15 protein-coding genes are annotated in these 19,455 nt (G+C 37.4%); 9 read left to right on the plus strand and 6 right to left on the minus strand.

Going from position 1 to position 19,455, the window contains the following annotated elements; genetic code table 11:
- The first annotated feature begins 86 nt into the window (after nt 1-86).
- The 3 genes from H4J76_RS08020 to H4J76_RS08030 all read left to right on the plus strand — a co-directional run bounded on the left by H4J76_RS08020 (nt 87) and on the right by H4J76_RS08030 (nt 4,439).
- Entirely contained in the window at nt 87-1,274 is a 1,188-nt protein-coding gene (locus H4J76_RS08020; RefSeq protein ID WP_182214254.1) for a YbfB/YjiJ family MFS transporter, read from the plus strand.
- A 646-nt stretch (nt 1,275-1,920) separates the two neighbouring features.
- Nucleotides 1,921-2,916, plus strand: coding sequence for an IS110 family transposase (locus H4J76_RS08025; protein WP_182230386.1), 996 nt, complete (start codon nt 1,921-1,923; stop codon nt 2,914-2,916).
- 305 nt (nt 2,917-3,221) lie between these two features.
- Entirely contained in the window at nt 3,222-4,439 is a 1,218-nt protein-coding gene (locus H4J76_RS08030; protein WP_182230387.1) for an IS110 family transposase, read from the plus strand.
- Between the two features lie 831 nt (nt 4,440-5,270).
- On the opposite strand, the gene H4J76_RS08035 is transcribed toward H4J76_RS08030, so the two are convergent.
- The 6 genes from H4J76_RS08035 to H4J76_RS08060 form a co-directional block, all read right to left on the minus strand.
- Entirely contained in the window at nt 5,271-5,795 is a 525-nt protein-coding gene (locus H4J76_RS08035; protein WP_182214258.1) for a YqhA family protein, read from the minus strand.
- A 33-nt stretch (nt 5,796-5,828) separates the two neighbouring features.
- Nucleotides 5,829-6,755 (minus strand): bestrophin family protein, encoded by a 927-nt coding sequence (locus H4J76_RS08040; protein WP_182214260.1) that lies wholly within the window; start codon nt 6,753-6,755, stop codon nt 5,829-5,831.
- Between the two features lie 80 nt (nt 6,756-6,835).
- The gene (gene gshA, locus H4J76_RS08045; protein ID WP_182214261.1) at nt 6,836-8,401 is read right to left on the minus strand and encodes a glutamate--cysteine ligase; all 1,566 of its coding nucleotides are present in this window, start codon (nt 8,399-8,401) and stop codon (nt 6,836-6,838) included.
- A 123-nt stretch (nt 8,402-8,524) separates the two neighbouring features.
- The gene (gene fghA / locus H4J76_RS08050) at nt 8,525-9,364 is read right to left on the minus strand and encodes an S-formylglutathione hydrolase (RefSeq protein ID WP_182214263.1); all 840 of its coding nucleotides are present in this window, start codon (nt 9,362-9,364) and stop codon (nt 8,525-8,527) included.
- A 56-nt stretch (nt 9,365-9,420) separates the two neighbouring features.
- Nucleotides 9,421-10,551, minus strand: a complete 1,131-nt coding sequence (locus H4J76_RS08055; protein ID WP_220465933.1) for an S-(hydroxymethyl)glutathione dehydrogenase/class III alcohol dehydrogenase — start codon at nt 10,549-10,551, stop codon at nt 9,421-9,423.
- A gap of 132 nt (nt 10,552-10,683) precedes the next feature.
- A complete protein-coding gene (locus H4J76_RS08060) occupies nt 10,684-11,010 on the minus strand; it encodes a multidrug efflux SMR transporter (protein WP_070374515.1) in 327 nt (108 codons plus the stop codon).
- Between the two features lie 150 nt (nt 11,011-11,160).
- Between H4J76_RS08060 and H4J76_RS08065 the strand changes: the two genes are divergently transcribed.
- From H4J76_RS08065 to H4J76_RS08090, 6 genes are all read left to right on the plus strand, one after another.
- Nucleotides 11,161-12,027, plus strand: coding sequence for a LysR family transcriptional regulator (locus H4J76_RS08065; protein WP_070374516.1), 867 nt, complete (start codon nt 11,161-11,163; stop codon nt 12,025-12,027).
- 262 nt (nt 12,028-12,289) lie between these two features.
- The gene (locus H4J76_RS08070; RefSeq protein WP_182230388.1) at nt 12,290-12,673 is read left to right on the plus strand and encodes a VOC family protein; all 384 of its coding nucleotides are present in this window, start codon (nt 12,290-12,292) and stop codon (nt 12,671-12,673) included.
- A 165-nt stretch (nt 12,674-12,838) separates the two neighbouring features.
- Nucleotides 12,839-13,105, plus strand: coding sequence for a DksA/TraR family C4-type zinc finger protein (locus H4J76_RS08075; RefSeq protein ID WP_182214266.1), 267 nt, complete (start codon nt 12,839-12,841; stop codon nt 13,103-13,105).
- A 588-nt stretch (nt 13,106-13,693) separates the two neighbouring features.
- Nucleotides 13,694-14,407 (plus strand): ABC transporter substrate-binding protein, encoded by a 714-nt coding sequence (locus H4J76_RS08080; RefSeq protein WP_182214268.1) that lies wholly within the window; start codon nt 13,694-13,696, stop codon nt 14,405-14,407.
- A gap of 666 nt (nt 14,408-15,073) precedes the next feature.
- Entirely contained in the window at nt 15,074-16,540 is a 1,467-nt protein-coding gene (locus H4J76_RS08085; RefSeq protein ID WP_182230389.1) for a serine hydrolase, read from the plus strand.
- Between the two features lie 743 nt (nt 16,541-17,283).
- Nucleotides 17,284-19,296: a TonB-dependent siderophore receptor gene (locus H4J76_RS08090; protein ID WP_182214272.1), complete on the plus strand. Its 2,013-nt coding sequence runs from the start codon at nt 17,284-17,286 to the stop codon at nt 19,294-19,296.
- The last annotated feature ends 159 nt before the right edge of the window (nt 19,297-19,455 follow it).

Consider the following 19,455-nt stretch of genomic DNA (forward strand, 5'->3'; position numbering starts at 1 on the left):
AGCATTTATCATTATTGGTGATTTACCTATCTACCCCTTTAGTTATACAGTGTAAGATATAGCGAAGAAATGTTTTTTGGACAAATATGCCACAATTTCACCGAGACAGTAACTACTCAATTTTATTAGCAGGTATCTTAGCCCTTGTGGTTGGGGTAGGTGTCGCTCGTTTTGTTTTTACGTCGCTGTTACCGACTATGCTAGAGGAGTCAATCAGCATCGCCTTCGCTGGTGTACTTGCCTCAATCAATTATCTTGGCTATTTGATGGGCTCTGTTTTTTCTATTTTTATTAAAGATATACATGCCAAGGTTAGGTATTTTAGATTTGGTTTGTGCCTTTGTGTGCTTTCTTCTTTTGTTTTAGGCATTACCGAAAATAATACTCTATGGATTATTGCGCGATTATTGGCGGGATTTGGTGCGGCAATGGCGCTCGTTGTTGGCTCTGCTGTTGTTATGTTAAAGCTAAAAGACACCAATAAGACTAAGGCGATGGGTATCCACTTTAGCGGCTTAGGTTTTTCAATTGTCATTACTGATTTAGTTATGAGAGCGGTATTTTATTTTGGTGGCGATTGGAAAGATGCATGGCTAGTACTCGCTATCCTTGGCGCTTTTTTATCTTGCTATTCGGCTTATATCTTAAGGTTTGATAGGCAACCAAGCAGTGAAGTGGTGAAACACAAGTTTGATAAAACGCTTTTTTCACCTATGGTTATTGTCTTAATTTTGGCTTACTTTACCGAAGGTATCGGTATGGTGGTACAAGCAACATTTCTGCCTGATATCGTCAATTCATTAGACGGATTAGCAGGATATGGCGGCTATGTATGGTTAGCCGTTGGTGTTGCTGGCATCCCTTCTTGCATTATATGGATGCGTTTAGCACATCGCTTTGGCAGTATTAATATTATGATGGCCGCTATGTTGTTGCAGATTGTTGGTATTTTAATTCCTACTTTTTCGAATAATATTATTATGAACCTTATTAGTGGTTTGTTTTTTGGCGCAACATTTATAGGTTTAGTTGCTTTGTTTATGAATTTTGCTGGCCAACTGTCCAATAAAAACCCAGTTTTTATCATGGGCGCAATCACATCAGCTTACGGCCTTGGCCAAATTATTGCCCCCTTGTATTGTGTGGCACTTATTGAACAATTTACTACTTATAACTATGCCTTATATTTAACGGCTATTATCGTTGCGGGTGGTATTTTGTTATTGACTTATGCCAAGCTAAACTTCAAAGAAGCCAATCAAACCATGCTGTAGATTTTAGTTTATGCTTTATCTGCAGGCACAGATAAAGCGCACTGTAGGTTAACGGTAAGTTTATTATCAAGTGTTACTGCGCATAACGATTGATATTAGTCTCATTTACGGTTGGTGGTTTTTTAAAGGGATGCAGTTAAGGTGGCTTTTTTGAAAAACGACTTTTCAATCATAATACTTGAGATTCAACCGGAATATTTAGGATCACTTTGTGCGCTTTACATAACGAGTTGAAAAACTTAAGGTCTTCTTAGATACGATATAGTCCTTTCAGTCTGAATAAACCTATAATTAGGGTGTTCAGACCATGTGCCTATTTCATACGAATATTGATACGATATCATTTCGATGGTTACCGCTTTACTTTCGATGTCATAGGTACGCCTTAGCTTAAAAACGAATACTTGTATTTTATCTTTTACTGCATTTATCCGTGAATAATAGGAAAAGTGTAGTAAATTTATCCATGACCGAAGTGAGCCCGAACGAATACAAAGCAAGAGCTAGTCCCTGAGATAAGGCCCTTAGGTCATGGGTCCCCCCTTTTAAGGCTGAACGGCATCTTAGACCCTGCATCAACAGTGAGTCTGCATTCACAAGGGAAGTCTTGGGAGGATATCATGAGTCTAACGAGGAGATTAATGACATGTCCTATTTTATTGGAATTGATGTAAGTAAAGAAAAACTAGACTGTGCATGTTTACGTAACAAAGAGCAAAAAAAAGCTAGAATAATGGAGTGTTCTAACAATGCTCTAGGTTTTAAATTGCTCGTAGAGTGGTCTGAAAATACAACCAGCTTGTCAATAAAAGAGCTGTCTTTTCTCATAGAGCCAACCAGTATTTATCACGAAAGCTTGGTTGCTTACCTTTACGCTTTAGATGCTACAGTTTTCATGGCTAATACTGGCAGAGTAAGAAAGTTTGCTGAAGGTATCGGCGTCTTGAGTAAGAACGATATCATTGATGCGAATGTACTTGCGAGATATGGTCTTATGGCCACGAAATTAATCGCTTGGAAGCCTGTACCAAAAGAAATAGCAGAGCTCCAAAGTCTTATTAATCGTCTTAGCACACTGGAAAAGGAATTGCAGCGGGAGAAAAATCGACAAGAGAAAATGAATGAATGTCATGATGCTCACCCTATAGAGAAACGATCAATTATCAAATCTATCAGACGTTTAGAAAAAGAAATAAAGTCATTTCAGATACACATTCGTAATCACGTCAATGAAACTGAATCAATCAAGAAAGACTTCGATCTAATGGTTTCTATTCCAGGCGTTGGTGAGAAGACAGCCTGGATTGTATTGCTTATCCTCAGATCTAGAAACTTCCAATCGGCTTCAGAAGTCGCTTCTTACGTCGGTTTAAATCCTATCGAGAAGAGGTCAGGAAAATCAGAATATAGAAAGCCAAGATTGTCTAAAGCAGGAAATAGCGGTTGGCGAAAAGCGCTTTACTTTCCAGCAATGGTTGCCGTCAGAAGAAACCCTGATGTACAGGCACTTTATGACCGCCTCCTTGCTGCAGGTAAAACTAAAATGTGTGCCTTAGGTGCGGCGATGAGAAAGCTTATTCATATTTGCTTTGGCGTACTGAAACACCAACAGCCTTACCAAGTACAATTGCAGAGTACGTAATAAATATAGGGTTTCAGTGATCGCCAATTTATCTTGGCGATCATATGCTCCTTAAATAGCTTTTCAACCTTTGCCACCGGGACAGCATAGTTGCCTTGTCCATATAACTTTCGGGGGTTGTGTGCAGACTGTTGCCCTAATAAGGGAAGGATAAACTGTGTCTTTCTGCTTTAATTACCAGTGAATTATATTGTGGAAAACATTTGACTTTCAAGACGGCATCTCAGGGCTTGCGCATAAACGCTATCTATATCGCTTTCGAAAAGCTTTGGCATACATGCTGACAATGACAATTGGAGGTAATTATGACTAAGTTTTCAGTTTATATTGGTATTGATTGGGCAAATGATAAACACGATGTCTGCGTTCAAGTGGCTAATTCAAGTACACGAAAGTTTGAAGTAATTAAGCACTCACCTAAGTCGATCAACGAATGGATAAGCAGTCTTCATAAGCAATACAAAGGACAAATAGCTGTTGCTATTGAACTATCCAAAGGGCCTATAGTTTACGCACTTCAAAAGTTTGATTTTGTCACTATTCACCCAGTTAACACTTCAATGTTAGCTCAATACCGTAAAGCTTTTTCACCCAGCGGTGCAAAAGACGACCCAACGGACGCAGAGCTTGCTTTAGATTTAATGCTGAGATATCCGAATAAAATTAAAGCATTAAAAATGGAAAGTGAATCGGTTAGGAAATTGACGTATCTAGTCGAAAAGCGTCGTAAGTTAGTCGATAATAAAAGGCGGTTTAGCAACCGACTAATCATTACTCTTAAAGAATATTACCCTCACTTACTCGATTGGTTTTCACACCGAGGATCGGGGATATTTTGTGATTTCATTACACGTTGGCCCAACCTACAAAAACTTAAAAGAGCCAGACCGGATACGTTGAAAAAGTTTTTTTGCTCATACCCTGGACGTACTGCGGCATATAGCGTTAAGCGAATTCAATCTATTAGTGAAGCAGAGCCGCTCACTCTCGATAACGCAGTTATCGAGTCACACCAACTGCTTGTTGCTGTGAAGGTTATTAAGGTCTTTGATAGAGAAATTAGTGAGTTGTTTAATGCCTTGCCCGATGCAGAGCTTTACAACTCATTACCGGGTACTGGCCCGTGTTTAGCTCCTAGGTTACTAGTGGCTATTGGGGAAAACCGTAGTCGATTCAATAGCGCATCGGAAATTCAAATGTATGCAGGGATAGCACCCGTAACAGTGCGTAGTGGTCAAAAGAGCTGGATTCATTGGCGATATCAGTGTTCTAAATTTACTCGCCAATCATTTATAGAATGGGCTACTAAAAGCATAAGGCAATCTTATTGGGCGGAAATTTATTATCAGCAACAAAGGGAAAAAGGTAATACCCACCAGGCAGCTGTGCGTTCATTAGCATTTAAGTGGATACGGATCGTATTTCGATGCTGGAAAACTAAAGAGCCATACAATGAAGCCAAGTATTTAAAAGCGTTGAGCGACAGAAATTCGCCATTACTTTTTAAAGAAAAAGCTTGTTAAAGGTCTCAGGGCGTAGAGCTGACATTAGCATCGATAGATTTTTGAGCTATTTGTAGTGTTAAAAGCGTAGAACTATCTTATCTTGACAGATAACTAAGCAACCTTAGGGGTCACTGATATTTTGAAGATTCAGATGAAATATAATATTGATTCTATGACGTTTTACCTCTATTCCGTCGTAGAAAAACACAAAAGAGTGGCCAAACTATTAGCTATTACAATAACTGAGACAACGGCCTTTCTTGTTCCTTCATTTTTAATCAAATTGACTGCTACTTGTTCTGCATTTCTTATTCATAAGTGAAGCTGACCAAACTAACATTCTTTTGAGGAGTTTCTGTGTTGTCTCTATTGTCATAAGATCATCTTTTCCTATTACTCCCATGCTAAGTAAAGTAGCTTCCATCATGTTTTATACCTCAATATTTTTAATGTCGATTACCATAAAAGGTGATACTGCTGGGTAGTCACTAGCATATATATGTTGTTTTTACTCAGAAGTTTATTTGTTGGTAGCATAATACACAATTACCCAAAGGGGATAAATAGCATTATTTGCAAAACATAATTACTAAACTGTAACAACCAAGCGCATGGGTAATTGAGTTTTAGTGCAGGTTAAAAAGATAAGGACAAAGTTATATTTAAATGAAATGGAAAATTTAATTTGCTGGGGGGGATGAGGGGATTATAGATCCGATGGTGAATTTATATTTCAAAGAGGTATAACTATCACAAGATCACAATTAACAAACTGCTATGAGAACGTACAAGTCACCTTATACATTCTCATAGGGTACTATTTTATCGATAAGATTCACTGAGTATTACTTAATCACTGTTATTTTCAATTTTTCTCTCTTCACGACCTAATCCTAAAAACTTTAAACTCAAAGCAAGTAAGAGAATAGAAACAGGGAGTATTAATATCTCCCATGTGAGGCTATTTAAGTTAATCAAAATGATTTCAAGAAACTTAACAAACAAGATGATAACAATAACCTCACCCAGAATGTTCTTTAAACGACCAATATTTGGTGTGCTTATCCACCTGAGAACAGAGGTTTTATTTGTAACTTTCTTATCACAAATAAATAAGGTAAATACACCATGAGCGAAGATAAACAAGACAAGCGCAATGAGGAATGTGTCTAACGATTTAATTAAATAAGTCGTTGCTACTTCCGATGTATCAAGGTGGGTCAAGCTTTCATTGGCCACTTGCCCAAACAACACCGTCGTATAGGCCGAATAAGTCTTCATTGCCCCAACGATAAACAATAAAACAGATCCCAATAGCGAACAGATAATCGCTATCCAACTAATAAATCTAAATACATTAAATGTTTCTTTCATTTTTTAAATCCTTCAATAGCTTTTTCATATAGATCATTCAAGTCGGTGTTTTACGGGTTGAATAGGAGTGGGTAAATCGGTTTCACCCAAAGTTTCTAATAGGTTAATTTCAATAGTACGAGACATTGCGCTTAACGCTAAATCGTTAGCAGAAAGGCCAAATGGATCTTCTAACTCTTCACTTAAGGCATCTAAACCAAAAAACGTATAAGCCACTATTGCGCAAAATAACGGCGTAACTAACCCCTGTGAAGCAACAATACCAAAAGGTAATATTAAACAATAAAGATAAGCGGTACGCTGAACTAGCAGCATATAAGCAAACGGCAGTGGTGTGTTCTGAATACGCTCACATGCTGCCTGAACTGAGGCCATTGAGGTAATATGATCATCGAGACTTTGCATTAAAAAGTCTGAGAGTAATTTTTTATGGCCGCAGGTTCCTAGTTTTTTCCCCATCAAACGTAGCAAAGCATCAGGTAAATTTTTCGACTGACGTAGCGGTTCAATATCCTCTGGTTCAAGATATTTTTCTATATCATGCCAAGGATCTGATTGTCGAAGTTGATGTCGTAAGGCATGATTAAAAGCGATAGTTAAATGTATCATGCGTTTTTGTACTTCTACTCCGCCTTTAGCTTCCCCATCGATATATGAAGTCACCTGACGGGATAAGCTACGAGAATCAACGATGAGTTGTCCCCATTGCTTGCGTGCTTCCCACCAACGGTCATAACAGGCATTGTTTCTAAAACCAAGGAACAATGACAATGCTATGCCCAAGAGCGCTAACGGAGCCAAGGTAAAATTTGGAAATACTGCTGGATAATAATATTGAGTCGCCGCTACCATTGCTCCTAGAATAGTCATAAAAGCTATTTGTGGAAAAATAAGTGGTACAACAGAGCCGCGTATAATAAAAAACAGCTGGAATGCATTGGGTTTATTTCTAACAATCATTATTGCCTCGAAGTCGATGTTTCCGAATTAGTTAGGTTGAGTATAGTTTGCCGATACAAGTCAGCCCTCTATAAATAATTTTATGACGCATTGTGACTCTGTAGAAAGACATCAAATGAACTTTCATCACTCGCTTCCAGCTGCTTTTGCAGCCTTAATGATTTTTTCGCGGCAAGTTGTAAATGAGCAACCTTTTTAGCCGATAAGCCACTATTGGTGAAGTGAGCATGATGTTCTTTAGCTTGAGATAACATTGAATCAGTAAACTCATTACCTTTTTCGATAGCTTGCATGAGGATAGCTGACGGTGTTAATTCGCTATTTTCCACCTTATTAACTTGGACAGTGAGCGCTTTACTGTATGACTCATTCCCATGTGCATTATCGAGTAATTTTGCAATAGCTGTCATCTCAACCAATAGCCTATTAGCGCTGATATCAAAACCAGTAAGCTCGCCGTTTTTCTTCAACGACAATGATGGTTTACGCCCTTGTAGAATAACTTGTTGTTGATTAAATTTAATGTCTTCCTGCTCCACTGTAGATAATTCAGGGCTATCTGATAACAGGCAATACAGTAAAAAAGTATCAAGAAAACGGATCTGCTGTTCATCAATACCAACAGGTAACAAGGGGTTGGTATCAAGAATACGAACTTCAATATATTCAACGCCTCTTTTGCTCAGTGCTGCCACGGGTTTTTCTCCCGGCAGAGTTATACGTTTGGGGCGTACTTCACTGTAATATTCATTTTCGATTTGCAGAATGTTTGCATTGAGTTGGCGATACGCGTCGTCAACTTTAACACCTATATTTTCATATTCTGGATAATGGCGGTTCATTGCCTGTTCCATACCTTCAATATAACTTTCTAGATTGCTATAGCTGATATTTAGTTCGCTCTGCGCCTTACTTTGATATCCAAGGTCACTCATTCTCAAGGAGGTGGCAAAAGGTAATCCTAGGGTATGTTTACCTAGCTTGCTTAATTTGTCGGATTTATTATCGCCGATAAAGCTACTGTCTAGTGCTGGAGAAGCGCCAAATAAATAAATTAATAACCAAGAGTGGCGGCGAAAGTTACGGATAAGACCAAAATAACGTTGTGATTTAAATGTCTGAATATCACCTTTATCGCCCCAAAGATGCTGATAGTAAGGCCAAAAGTCATCCGGCATAGAAAAATTATAGTGTATACCAGCAATAGATTGCATGGTGCGCCCATAACGATGCCCCAAGCCCTGCCGATATACATTTTTCATCTGAGCAATATTAGAGCTGCCATACTCAGCAATAGGAATGCTTTCATCCCCTGCCAGTTGGCATGGCATACTCGCAGGCCAAATGTATTCCCCCTCAAGCTGGCTCAAGGTAAATTTATGCAAATCAGTCAGGTAATCGATGCTGTCATTAACTTGTTGAGACACTGGCGTAATGAATTCCAGCAAGGCTTCAGAATAATCTGTGGTGATGCTGCCATGAGTCAACGGTGAGCCGAGTGCCTGTGGGTGTCCGGTTTGAGCCACTGTTGCCTGCGACGTAACCCTTAAACCTTCCTTTTCAATACCACGCTGGATACGAATTAACAGGGGTAAGTTTTCTGAGGCTGATAGTCGTTGAAGACGAGTCTGGTATAAATCGGACAAGACAGTTTTCCTTAAAATAGGGAGGATTGATGTAGCTCAATATGACTGATGAAAAATATAACGGATAAAAACTCCTGCGATGTCATCCATGACACGGCAGTTTTATCTAAGACAGTCTGATAACTACTTATTTAAGTGCTTTGCATGGAAGCGCAAGTGTTCTTCAATGAAGCTCGAAATAAAATAGTAGCTGTGATCATAACCTTCATGAATTGACAGCTCTAATGGATAATTATTGACGTTTGCTGCCGCTTCTAGTGTTTCAGGCTTTAACTGCTCTTTCAGAAAGTCATCAGCTCCACCTTGATCAACTTTGGCCGGGATAAGCGTGGTCGCTCGACGCATTAAGTTACTGGCATCATGATTGTGCCAAGTTGCTTTGTCTTTACCCAGGTAAGCGGTAAAAGCCTTTTTCCCCCAAGGGGCATTCACTGGATTGCAAATGGGGCTAAAGGCTGACATTGAGCGATAACGTTCCGGGTTTAGCATCGCAATAGTCAATGCGCCATGTCCGCCCATTGAATGACCGCTAATGGCGCGTTTATCAGATACAGGAAACGTCGCTTCAATTATCTGAGGTAACTCATTCACCACGTAATCGTACATGTGGTAATGGCGATTCCAAGGAGCTTGGGTTGCGTTTACATAAAAGCCAGCGCCTTGACCTAAATCATAACCATCATCATTAGCTACGTATTCACCACGCGGACTAGTATCAGGCGCAACAATGGCAATACCTAATTCGGCAGCCATGCGCAGTGCTCCTGCCTTTTGCATAAAGTTTTCATCGGTGCAAGTAAGACCCGAAAGCCAATATAGCACTGGCACTTTTTCTCCATTGGAGACTTGTGGCGGCAAGTAAATAGCAAATCGCATTGGGCAATTTAACGTTTTAGATTGGTGGCTATATTGCTTGTGCCAGCCACCAAAATTTTTGCTTGCACTTAAATTTTCAATTGTCATGTTTGAACCTCAAAATGCTGCCCCGTTACAAAGTGGTGGGGCAGCAAAACTAACTATTACTTATCAAAATGAATTACAGTACGGATACTTTCGCCTTTATGCATTAGCTCAAACGCTTCATTAATATCTTCAAGACCCATGGTATGGGTAATAAAGTCGCTTAATTTGAATTCACCGGCTAAATAACGTTCAACGTAATCAGGTAACTCAGTACGGCCTTTAACACCACCAAACGCAGAGCCTCTCCATACACGACCAGTCACTAGTTGGAACGGACGGGTAGAGATTTCTTTACCTGCACCGGCAACACCAATAACCACTGATTCGCCCCAACCTTTATGACAACATTCTAACGCTGAACGCATTAAGTCTACGTTACCAATACACTCAAACGAGTAGTCAACGCCGCCATCGGTTAGTTCAACAATCACGTCTTGAATAGGTTTGTCGTAATCTTTTGGATTAATGAAATCGGTAGCGCCTAATTTTTTCGCTAACTCAAACTTACTTTCGTTGATATCGATAGCAATAATACGGCTCGCTTTCGCCATAGTAGCGCCAATAACAGCCGATAAACCAATACCGCCAAGACCAAAGACAGCTACCGTAGCACCTTCTTCAACTTTGGCTGTATTCATTACCGCGCCCATACCGGTTGTAACACCACAACCTAGTAAACATACTTCTTCTAATGGCGCAGCTTTATTAACTTTCGCTAACGAAATTTCTGGTAACACTGTGTATTCAGAGAAGGTTGAACAACCCATGTAATGAAAGATTGGCTGACCATCTTTATAAAAACGCGTTGTGCCATCAGGCATCAAACCTTTACCTTGTGTTTCACGAATTTTCTGACAAAGGTTAGTTTTACCTGATAAACAAAATTTACATTCGCCACACTCTGGTGTGTATAAAGGAATAACATGGTCGCCAACTTTTACACTCGTTACGCCTTCACCTATTTGTTCAACAATACCACCACCTTCGTGACCTAAGATCACTGGGAAAATACCTTCAGGATCATCTCCAGATAAAGTAAATGCATCGGTGTGACATACGCCAGAAGCAATAACTTTAACTAATACTTCACCTTTGCGCGGTAGCATTACATCAACTTCTTCAATAGATAACGGTTGGTTTGGGCCCCAAGCGATCGCTGCTTTTGATTTGATAAATTTGTCAGTCATTTGAATTCTCACTTTTGTTTAAATATTGGTTTAAATAATAATCATGTAAATAACCTTTGAGTTACTCACTTTCAGTTTTTGTAATAATTAGCATTAAGCCTATTATTGAATGTTTTTACTCTAGCATGTCACTTAGTGTGCATGCCCTTGAGATAAATTAATTAATACAACCCCTGTGGCAACAAGTGCCATACCTGCCCAGGTCGTTAAATCTAAGTGTTGGCGATAAACGATAGTTGATAATAACGTTACACTTACAATCGCTAATCCAGCCCATAAAGCATGAACAATACCAACCGGCATGCCTTTCATTGCTTGCGACAAAAACATAAAAGCCGCAAGGTGCCCTATTAACACCAAAGCACTTGGTATCGGGCGGGTAAATCCTTCTGTTTCTTTTAACGCAACGTGAGATAATGTTTCAGCGATAACGCCTAATAAAAGAAATAACCAGCTCATGTATTCACCCTTATAAATATAGACATAACCTAGCTCAAAACTTTATTTTTTTAATAGGTTGCGCTTTGTTGATGGAAGCTATTATAACTATCTTATAAAAAATGATAATATGCTGTTTTAGTAATTCACTTGTACACAGGGGTAACAATCATGCAATGGGATGGTATCAGCGAATTTGTTTATGTTGCGGAAAATGAGAGCTTTACGCTCGCTTCAAAAAAAATGGCGATATCAACAGCGCAAGTGAGTCGCCAGATAAGTGCGCTAGAAAAGCGCCTTAATATCAAATTATTTTATCGCACAACACGCAAAGTATCCTTAACCGAAGAGGGACGTGTTTTTTATCAACACTGTCGTAGCGTACTCGATGGATTAGATGCAGCAGAACGTGCTATTACAAACTTGCAATCTAAACCTCAAGGGAAAATTAAACTAACTGCTCCCGTCACCTATGGTGAGAAACAGGTATTGCCCCTTGTGAATAATTTCATGAAGCAATATAACGATGTAGAAGTGTCTGCTTATTTAAGCAATCGTCAAATTGACATCGTTGATGAAGGGTATGACTTAGCTATTCGTCTGGGTAAATTAAGTGATTCGACAATGATGGCAAAAAAATTAGGTAAGCGAACAAACTATGTTTGTGCCTCGCCAAGCTATCTAGAAAAACAGGGGATACCACACTCTATATCAGAGCTTAATAAGCACAGTTGTTTATTGGGAACAAATGATCACTGGCATTTTAGAGAGTCAGGCAGAGAAAAAAGTATCCGAGTAACGGGGAGGTTACGATACAACAATGGTTATAGCTTAACCGATGCAGCACTCAAAGGTTTAGGGATAGTGCAGTTACCTGATTACTATGTTCAACATCATATTCAACGTGGCGAACTGGTTACCTTGTTAGACAGTTATCGTGCGCCTGATGAAGGTATATGGGCGGTTTATCCTCAAAATCGCCATTTATCACCTAAAATTAGATTACTCGTTGACTATTTAGCTGAGCAGTTACTTTAATCTCATTCTTTTCTCAACTGTATACCCAGATTTTATATAGCGCATCAATGTATGTAGTGCATATCCGCCACTGCATACAAACTCCCCCTTCTTTATTTGTTTTCTAATCAAGTGTCATTGTTACCATCAGGTAAAGGTTATTTACATAACTAGGTATTATCATTTATTTAGAAAGGTATATTATACCTCCATCGAAACGAGTCGTAGCAATTTAGCTACACATCGATAAGCAAATAATTAACTTTACTCTATGGAGATATAAATGAGCATATTTACTCATGTAACTGTTGGTACTAACGACTTAACTCAATCACGCACTTTCTACGATAACGTTTTAAATACAATTGGCCTTAAGCGCATCGCTGATTTAGATGAAAATGGCACTATTTGGGGCGTAGATGCACCATCTTTCTTTGTTTTAAAACCAGCAAATGGCCAACCAGCTAGTGTTGGTAACGGCGTTACTGTTAGCTTTGAAGCACCGAACCGCGCAGCGATTGACGCTTTCCATGCCGCTGCAATAGCTGCTGGTAGCCCTGATGAAGGCGCTCCTGGTACACGAGATTGGGCACCAAATGCATACGCGGCGTATACTCGCGACCCTGATGGCAACAAGCTAGCCGTCTACTGCTTTAAAGAAGCGTAAATTAACGCGACCTCTTAATCAAAATATAAAACACCGATTAGTCGGTGTTTTTTTGCATTCAGAAGCAGTATAAACCTATTTTTATCATCATAGATTTGGCTCCATATTTAGGGGGATTTATCAAAAGTTTTTATATAACACATTTTATTAATAAAGGAGAAATTTATGGCGGGCGGATGGTCTAAGGATGGAGCAGTTCAAGAACAAATCGATTCTAGCGTGGAAGACGCGGTAGCACAGGTTCGTAATCAATTACCCATGGGCGACAGCTTATTATATTGTGAAGAATGTGACGTTAAAATCCCTGAAGCACGACGTCGTGCAATCGCTGGTATAAACTTATGTATTAAGTGCCAAAGTATATTTGAAGAAAGCCAAACCCGTCATAACCTTTATAACCGACGCGGAAGTAAAGATAGCCAACTTCGTTAACATGCTGTAAAAAACACACTTTTATTGTTAACAAGTATTAGTCCAGTCCAGACTAGATTACCCAACGTTCAGAATAAATGTTGACATTGGCATTAATAAGTAACTTCTTATGCAATCTAAATGACCATGGCGTGAAATCAAGGTACAAAGTGTAATAGATCAAAGAGTTGTTCTAGTTATTATTCCGGTAAATTATTAACGTTCACTGCCTAAATATCAACGGCAGCAATGAGCTGTGAGTTCAACCAGCCCCACAAGTTAATAGTAAATCTAGGCTAATATTAGCCTAAAAATGCTCCTTAATGTGCAAAAGCTTAATGTCAGCTATTGGCTAGTTGAAGAAGTAACTGCCTAAATGTTCACAAAGATACGAAAGAAGACCTTAGCCTTAGCTTATCGAGTGACAAGTGATCCGATAAAGAAGACATTGACATGAGTAGGTCAACTATATTTTAAAAAAAGAAGGGTTGCCGTTCATTAAGTGATAGTAACAATTACGTTAGATTAATAAGCTTTGAAACTTCACTTTCAATCCAAATTTTAATTATATAATATGACTATAATTTATTTATGTGTCTTTATTAGCTTATGTCACTAAAAAATTCTATATCAAATTTGATTTTACTATGTCTTTTAATAGCCGCTACTGATGCTAATAGCACTCAAAAATATATTTGTGCTACAACCCATTACCCACCTTATACTACTTTTGATAAATCCAAAAAGGTATTTACTGGCTCCGATATAGATCTCATTCAGACACTATTCAAGAGGCTCGAAATCGACATCGAAATAGTCAATTTACCTTGGGCTAGATTAAAGGTCGAAATCTCACGAAATAATTATGACTGTTTTTTCTCACTAGGAAAGTTTCCAGATAGAGAAAAGTATTTAGACTACACAAGCATACCAACACATGTGACAAAAATTGCCTTATTCGCTGCTAAAGGCGATCATAATATTAATTTAGATTTATCTAATAAAACAGTTGGCGTGCATCGAGGTATAAATTTACATTTAGATATCCCCAGCGTGCATAAGCTGGAAAATGCAGCAATACATAAATTACCATCAAATGACATTTTATTTCAAATGTTAGTGGCAAAAAGAGTAGATGTAGTTATTACCAGCCAAATTGTAGGTGAATATTTATTACAAAATCAACATCCTAATTTTAAAGTGGATGTTGATGTTATTAAGAATTATGCACTCCCTGTGTATATAGCATTTAGAAAGGGAACGATAAATATTAGTAAAGTAAATAAGGAGCTGAATAAAATAAAAAGCGCATCAAATCTCTAAAAGTAATTTTCCTTTTGGGTATGCGTAAGTAATTTAGTCCTAGGAAGTATTCAGCTTTGGACGCAAATTCACTTAGCTCTTAGTCTCGATAATTGCAGCTATAGGCTATGAACGACAGATAGTAACTCAAAAGCCAACATCAGCTTTTGGCTAGTTGAAGAAGTCTCTAATGATCACTAGTTTAATGTTAACAAAGATACGATTGTTGACATTACCATCAATATATTTTTCCATCTGTTTGCTGTGCTTAGAAGGCGCAGGTTTACCTTTACCCTGAAAGACCACTAAGCCAGCATAGCAGTCGTTCTATGTTCAATTTGTAACGTTCACTCTGTTTAGTATAGAAGTGACTAGTAATAAATTTTAACTTCCGTAGTTGCCTTGAGCGCAGTTATTACAAGTTGGACTTACAAAGCTAACTTTTCAACAATTCTTTTCTATTGAGTAAGTTAGCTGGAGGTGTGAGTGATTAAATTGGCTCTTGGTTTTTAATATCTTCTTATTTCAAAAGTTAACGCACCCAATAAAAACAGAAGAAATTCAACACAATAAATTAACACACATCAAAATGTTAGATGTATTTTTTAATTGTTCTCCTTAAATCAACTTTCATTTTTTATATAAAGTAACTAGGATAATGTCTATATCTAATCAATAAGGATGAACATGATAAAGCCACAATCAAAATTCACTTTTCGGGTGTTTTTATTTTTAACACTAACACTTTTAGTCTCTGCAAATAATGTATTTGCAAACGAAAAAAAATCTCAAATCGAAAATTTAGTACAAAAATATAATGATTACGGAAAATTTACTGGCTCGGTGTTAGTGTCACAGAGTGGAAAAGTTATCTTTAAAAAGAGCTATGGCTTGGCCAACATGGAATGGAATATTCCTAATTCACCTGATACTAAGTTCAGAATAGCTTCATTAACCAAACAATTCACTTCCATGTTGATTATGCAACTTGTGCAAGACAATAAGATAAAGCTAGACGCAAAAATAACAGCATATATTCCCGATTACCGAAAAGATACGGGTGATAAAGTTACAGTTCATCATTTATTAACACATACTTCAGGCATTCCCAGTTACACCAGTTTACCAGACTTCTTCAGTGATATTAGTCGAGACCCATACAGTGTTGATGATTTTACTAAAAAATATTGTAGCGGGGAGTTAGAATTTGAACCAGGCTCTACTTTTAGATACAACAATTCAGGTTATTTCTTACTGGGTAATATTATTGAAAAAGTCACTGGAAAAACTTATCAGGATGTTTTACAAGAAAAAATATTTACTCCGTTAGGTATGAAAAATTCTGGTTTCGATAACGCAAAACCACTAATTAAGAATAGAGCAAGTGGATATACTAATTCATTAGACGGATACACAAATGCTAATTATTTAGACATGTCATTACCTTACGCCGCAGGTTCAGTTTACTCGACTGTTGAAGATTTATATTTATGGGATCAAGCTCTTTATACCGAAAAACTTCTGAATAATAAAAACAAAGTAATAATGTTCACTCCATATTTAAAAAACTATTCGTACGGTTGGGGAGTAAAAGATATTGAATTAACTGAACCAAACCATAAAATTAAATCAATAGCCCATAGTGGTGGTATCAATGGATTTCAAACACTGATCACTCGATTACCTCAGGATCAACATATGATTGTACAACTTAATAATACTGGCGGAGCTGCCCTTAATGAGATGACTGATGCCATCATTAGAATTCTGTATGGTGAAGCTTTTGACGAGCCCAAAAAATCGATTGTTAGTGTTTTATACAAAACTATAAAAGAAAAAGGTATCGACTCAGCTATTCGGCTTTATCATGATTTAAAAGAATCTAAATCTAATGAATATGAATTTGCAGAACATCACCTAAACAATATGGGTTATCAACTACTAGAAATAAATAAAGTTGTTGAAGCGATTGAAATTATGAAACTTAATACCATTGAACATCCTGAATCAGGCAATGCTTATGACAGTCTAGGTGAAGCTTATCTCGTCAACGATCAAAAAGCACAAGCATTAAAAAGCTATAAAAAGTCATTAGAGTTAGAACCTGACAATAAACACGCTGTTACTGTGATTAAAGAGATTGAATCCAAATAAGCATATTCACAGAGTAAAATACTAATGTAATAAAACCAAAATTATAACTGGTCATGAAGTAAAACCGGAGGGATATTTATTCCCTCCTTCACCTTGCGATTCACTACTAAAAAAATCACTTCCCAAGCAATATGTCAGTTTGTAAAGGCTAAGTGATTTTGACTATGAACGTGCCGACTTTTATGAGCGAAGTGAATATATACAACATACTAAATTAGACAATATAATATCAGTAATATCAGTAATATCAGTAATATGGTATATGGTTCCCCTTCCGATACGAATATTCAAAGACAGCAATGTAGTTCAAACCAGCTCCACAAATAAGCAGTAAATTTTGTTAGAATTGTCATGAATATGACCATGATTCAACAAAAAAATAATGTCTGTAATTGGCTAGCTGAAAAAGTCTCTAATAATCACTAGCTCAATGTTAACAAAGATACGTTAGCGCACGTAGCATCAATAGATATTTAAGCTGTTTAGAGTGTTCATTAGACGTTGAGCTACCGTCATCTTAATAATCAACAACTTCAAAGCCACCAAAGCCGTCATTAGAGTTTACATGCTAAAGACAGGAGATCCGACAAGCCGACCTTATATAAAGTGGACAGTTACAAAAAATATGCCACAGGTTCAGTTAATTAGGTGGCTGAATTAACTATGTAACTACATTTAAATAATTACCTATTCTTAATATTTAAACTATAATTCAGACATTTGTGGAATAATCTAAAGTTTGTATGAATCTAATCAAATATTTCTTATTTACCCTTTTATTTATTCCATTTTTATGTTTTGGCGAAGAGTCGATAGATTTATTTGACTTGTCATTAACTGATTTACTTAATTTGAAGGTTTCAATCGCATCAAAAAATGATGAAACAATCAAAAACAGTCCTTCTTCGGTTACTATTTTTACCCGTAATGATATTGATAAAATGGGTATTACTTCTTGGACTGAACTTATCAGTCAAGTGCCCGGTTTTTATAGTATGGTTAATCCGGTCGAAGGAAACCAATCACATATCGTCATGCGTGGTCACGCACAAACATACGCCAATACACTACTTATTTTACTCAATGGCCATAGAGTGAATGATGATTATACGGGTGGCATTAATTTCTTTATTCAATTTATGGACCTAGCTGATGTTGAAAGGGTTGAAATCATTAGAGGTCCTGGTTCTTCAATATATGGTTCGAATGCATTTAGTGGTGTTATTAATATTTTAACTAAGCCCCAAAATAAAATCTCTGTGGGATTGGGAGACTTTGGTGCTCAAAAATTATTAATAAACACATCACACACATTAGGAGATTGGCAGTTAGGAGCAAGTTTGTCTTTGTTCAAGGATGATGGTTATCACTATAATGATGTTTTCGACCGTAATGAAATTCAAACAACTACACGTGATCCTAGAGAATCTACTCAACTTCGTGCTTATCTTACTCATAAAGATACAAAATTATTTGCTCAACTTTTGGATACAAAAAGATCCGATTATTATCTTTTTAGACGTTTACGAGATGGGGTAAACATCCTTGAGTTACAACATTTTATCGCCGGTATAGATCAGCGAATATATAATTCTGAGACAATGAGTTGGGATATTAGTACTAGTTACCAGCAAGCAAAAAGACGAGAACTGGGTGCATTGGTACCCAAGGGAGAAGTGCCCTTTGAGCAGGTGGACTTTCTCTTTGGAACCGACTTTAAATATCATGCGATAGATTTTGCTTTAAATGGTAAATATCAATTAAACGAAGATTTTAAAATAAATACTGGCTTGTCTTACTCTCAAAGTCAGGTTCCTGACGCTTATTTAAGAAGTAATTTCGATATATATGGCGATTCTTCTCAACTACCTGAAGTGATTACGTTTGATCAAGACGAACAAAGAACAGTTTTAGATAAAAAACGAGAAATTTCCAGTGCCTATTTGCAAACGCAGTGGCAAGTAACGTCGGCTCTGCAAATGACAGCGGGCCTTAGATATGATGGTTACAACGATATTAACAGTGCACTTATGCCTAGGTTTGCCTTGGTGCATCATTTAAATGAAAAACAAACGATTAAGTTTCTTCATGGTCAAGCTTATAGAGCCCCATCGCTTGGCGATATGTACGATGAAGAGAGTGGTCTCACTCAAGGTAGCCAAGATTTAGAAGCCAGTGAAATTAGCACCACCGAAATTGTTTATCTACATTCATATACACAATCACAGTTTACGGCAACGTTATTTTCTAACAGACAAACGAATATTATAGGTTATAAAGCCAATGAAAATGGGGTCCATGCGTTAGATAATATTGCTAAAAATGATGTTGAAGGTATTGAATTAGAATTGATTTGGCAACCAATAGATAGCTTTAGATTAGTGTCTTCTGCTACTCATTTATCAAAAAACAAAACACACTTGGAACAATCATCAGGACTACCCAAGTCGGAAGATCTTTCTCCAGATAGTTTGTTGAATTTCAGTGCTTATTACCAATACCAATCTTGGTCGTTCAATCTCAATGGTAATTGGCGCTCTAAGGTAAAAGTATTAGACGAAGGTTCGTTGTGGCTGTTAAATAGCCATATAAAAAATCAACTATCAAAAGAAGTAAGTCTATCGTTAACTATTTCAAATTTACTTGATGAGAGCTATGCCACATCATCACATACATCTTTAGGAGTAGATGAAAACGTACAAGCATTTCCTGCACGAGGACGCCAGACGATACTAAAACTTAGTTATAATTTTTAGTATCATGGTCAACTGAAACTGGACGATTTTAAGTCAATTAAATTTCATTGTGAACTCAATAAAGTAATGGCTCGCCCTTATTTTATGCCCGTATATAGATTAACAGTGGGAGCCTAAATTCGAACACTGTGTCTTTCTGCTTTGTTTCCAAAGTGATTT

This window comes from Colwellia sp. BRX9-1, assembly GCF_014077195.1.
In the GTDB taxonomy this organism is placed as follows: Bacteria; Pseudomonadota; Gammaproteobacteria; order Enterobacterales; family Alteromonadaceae; genus Colwellia_A.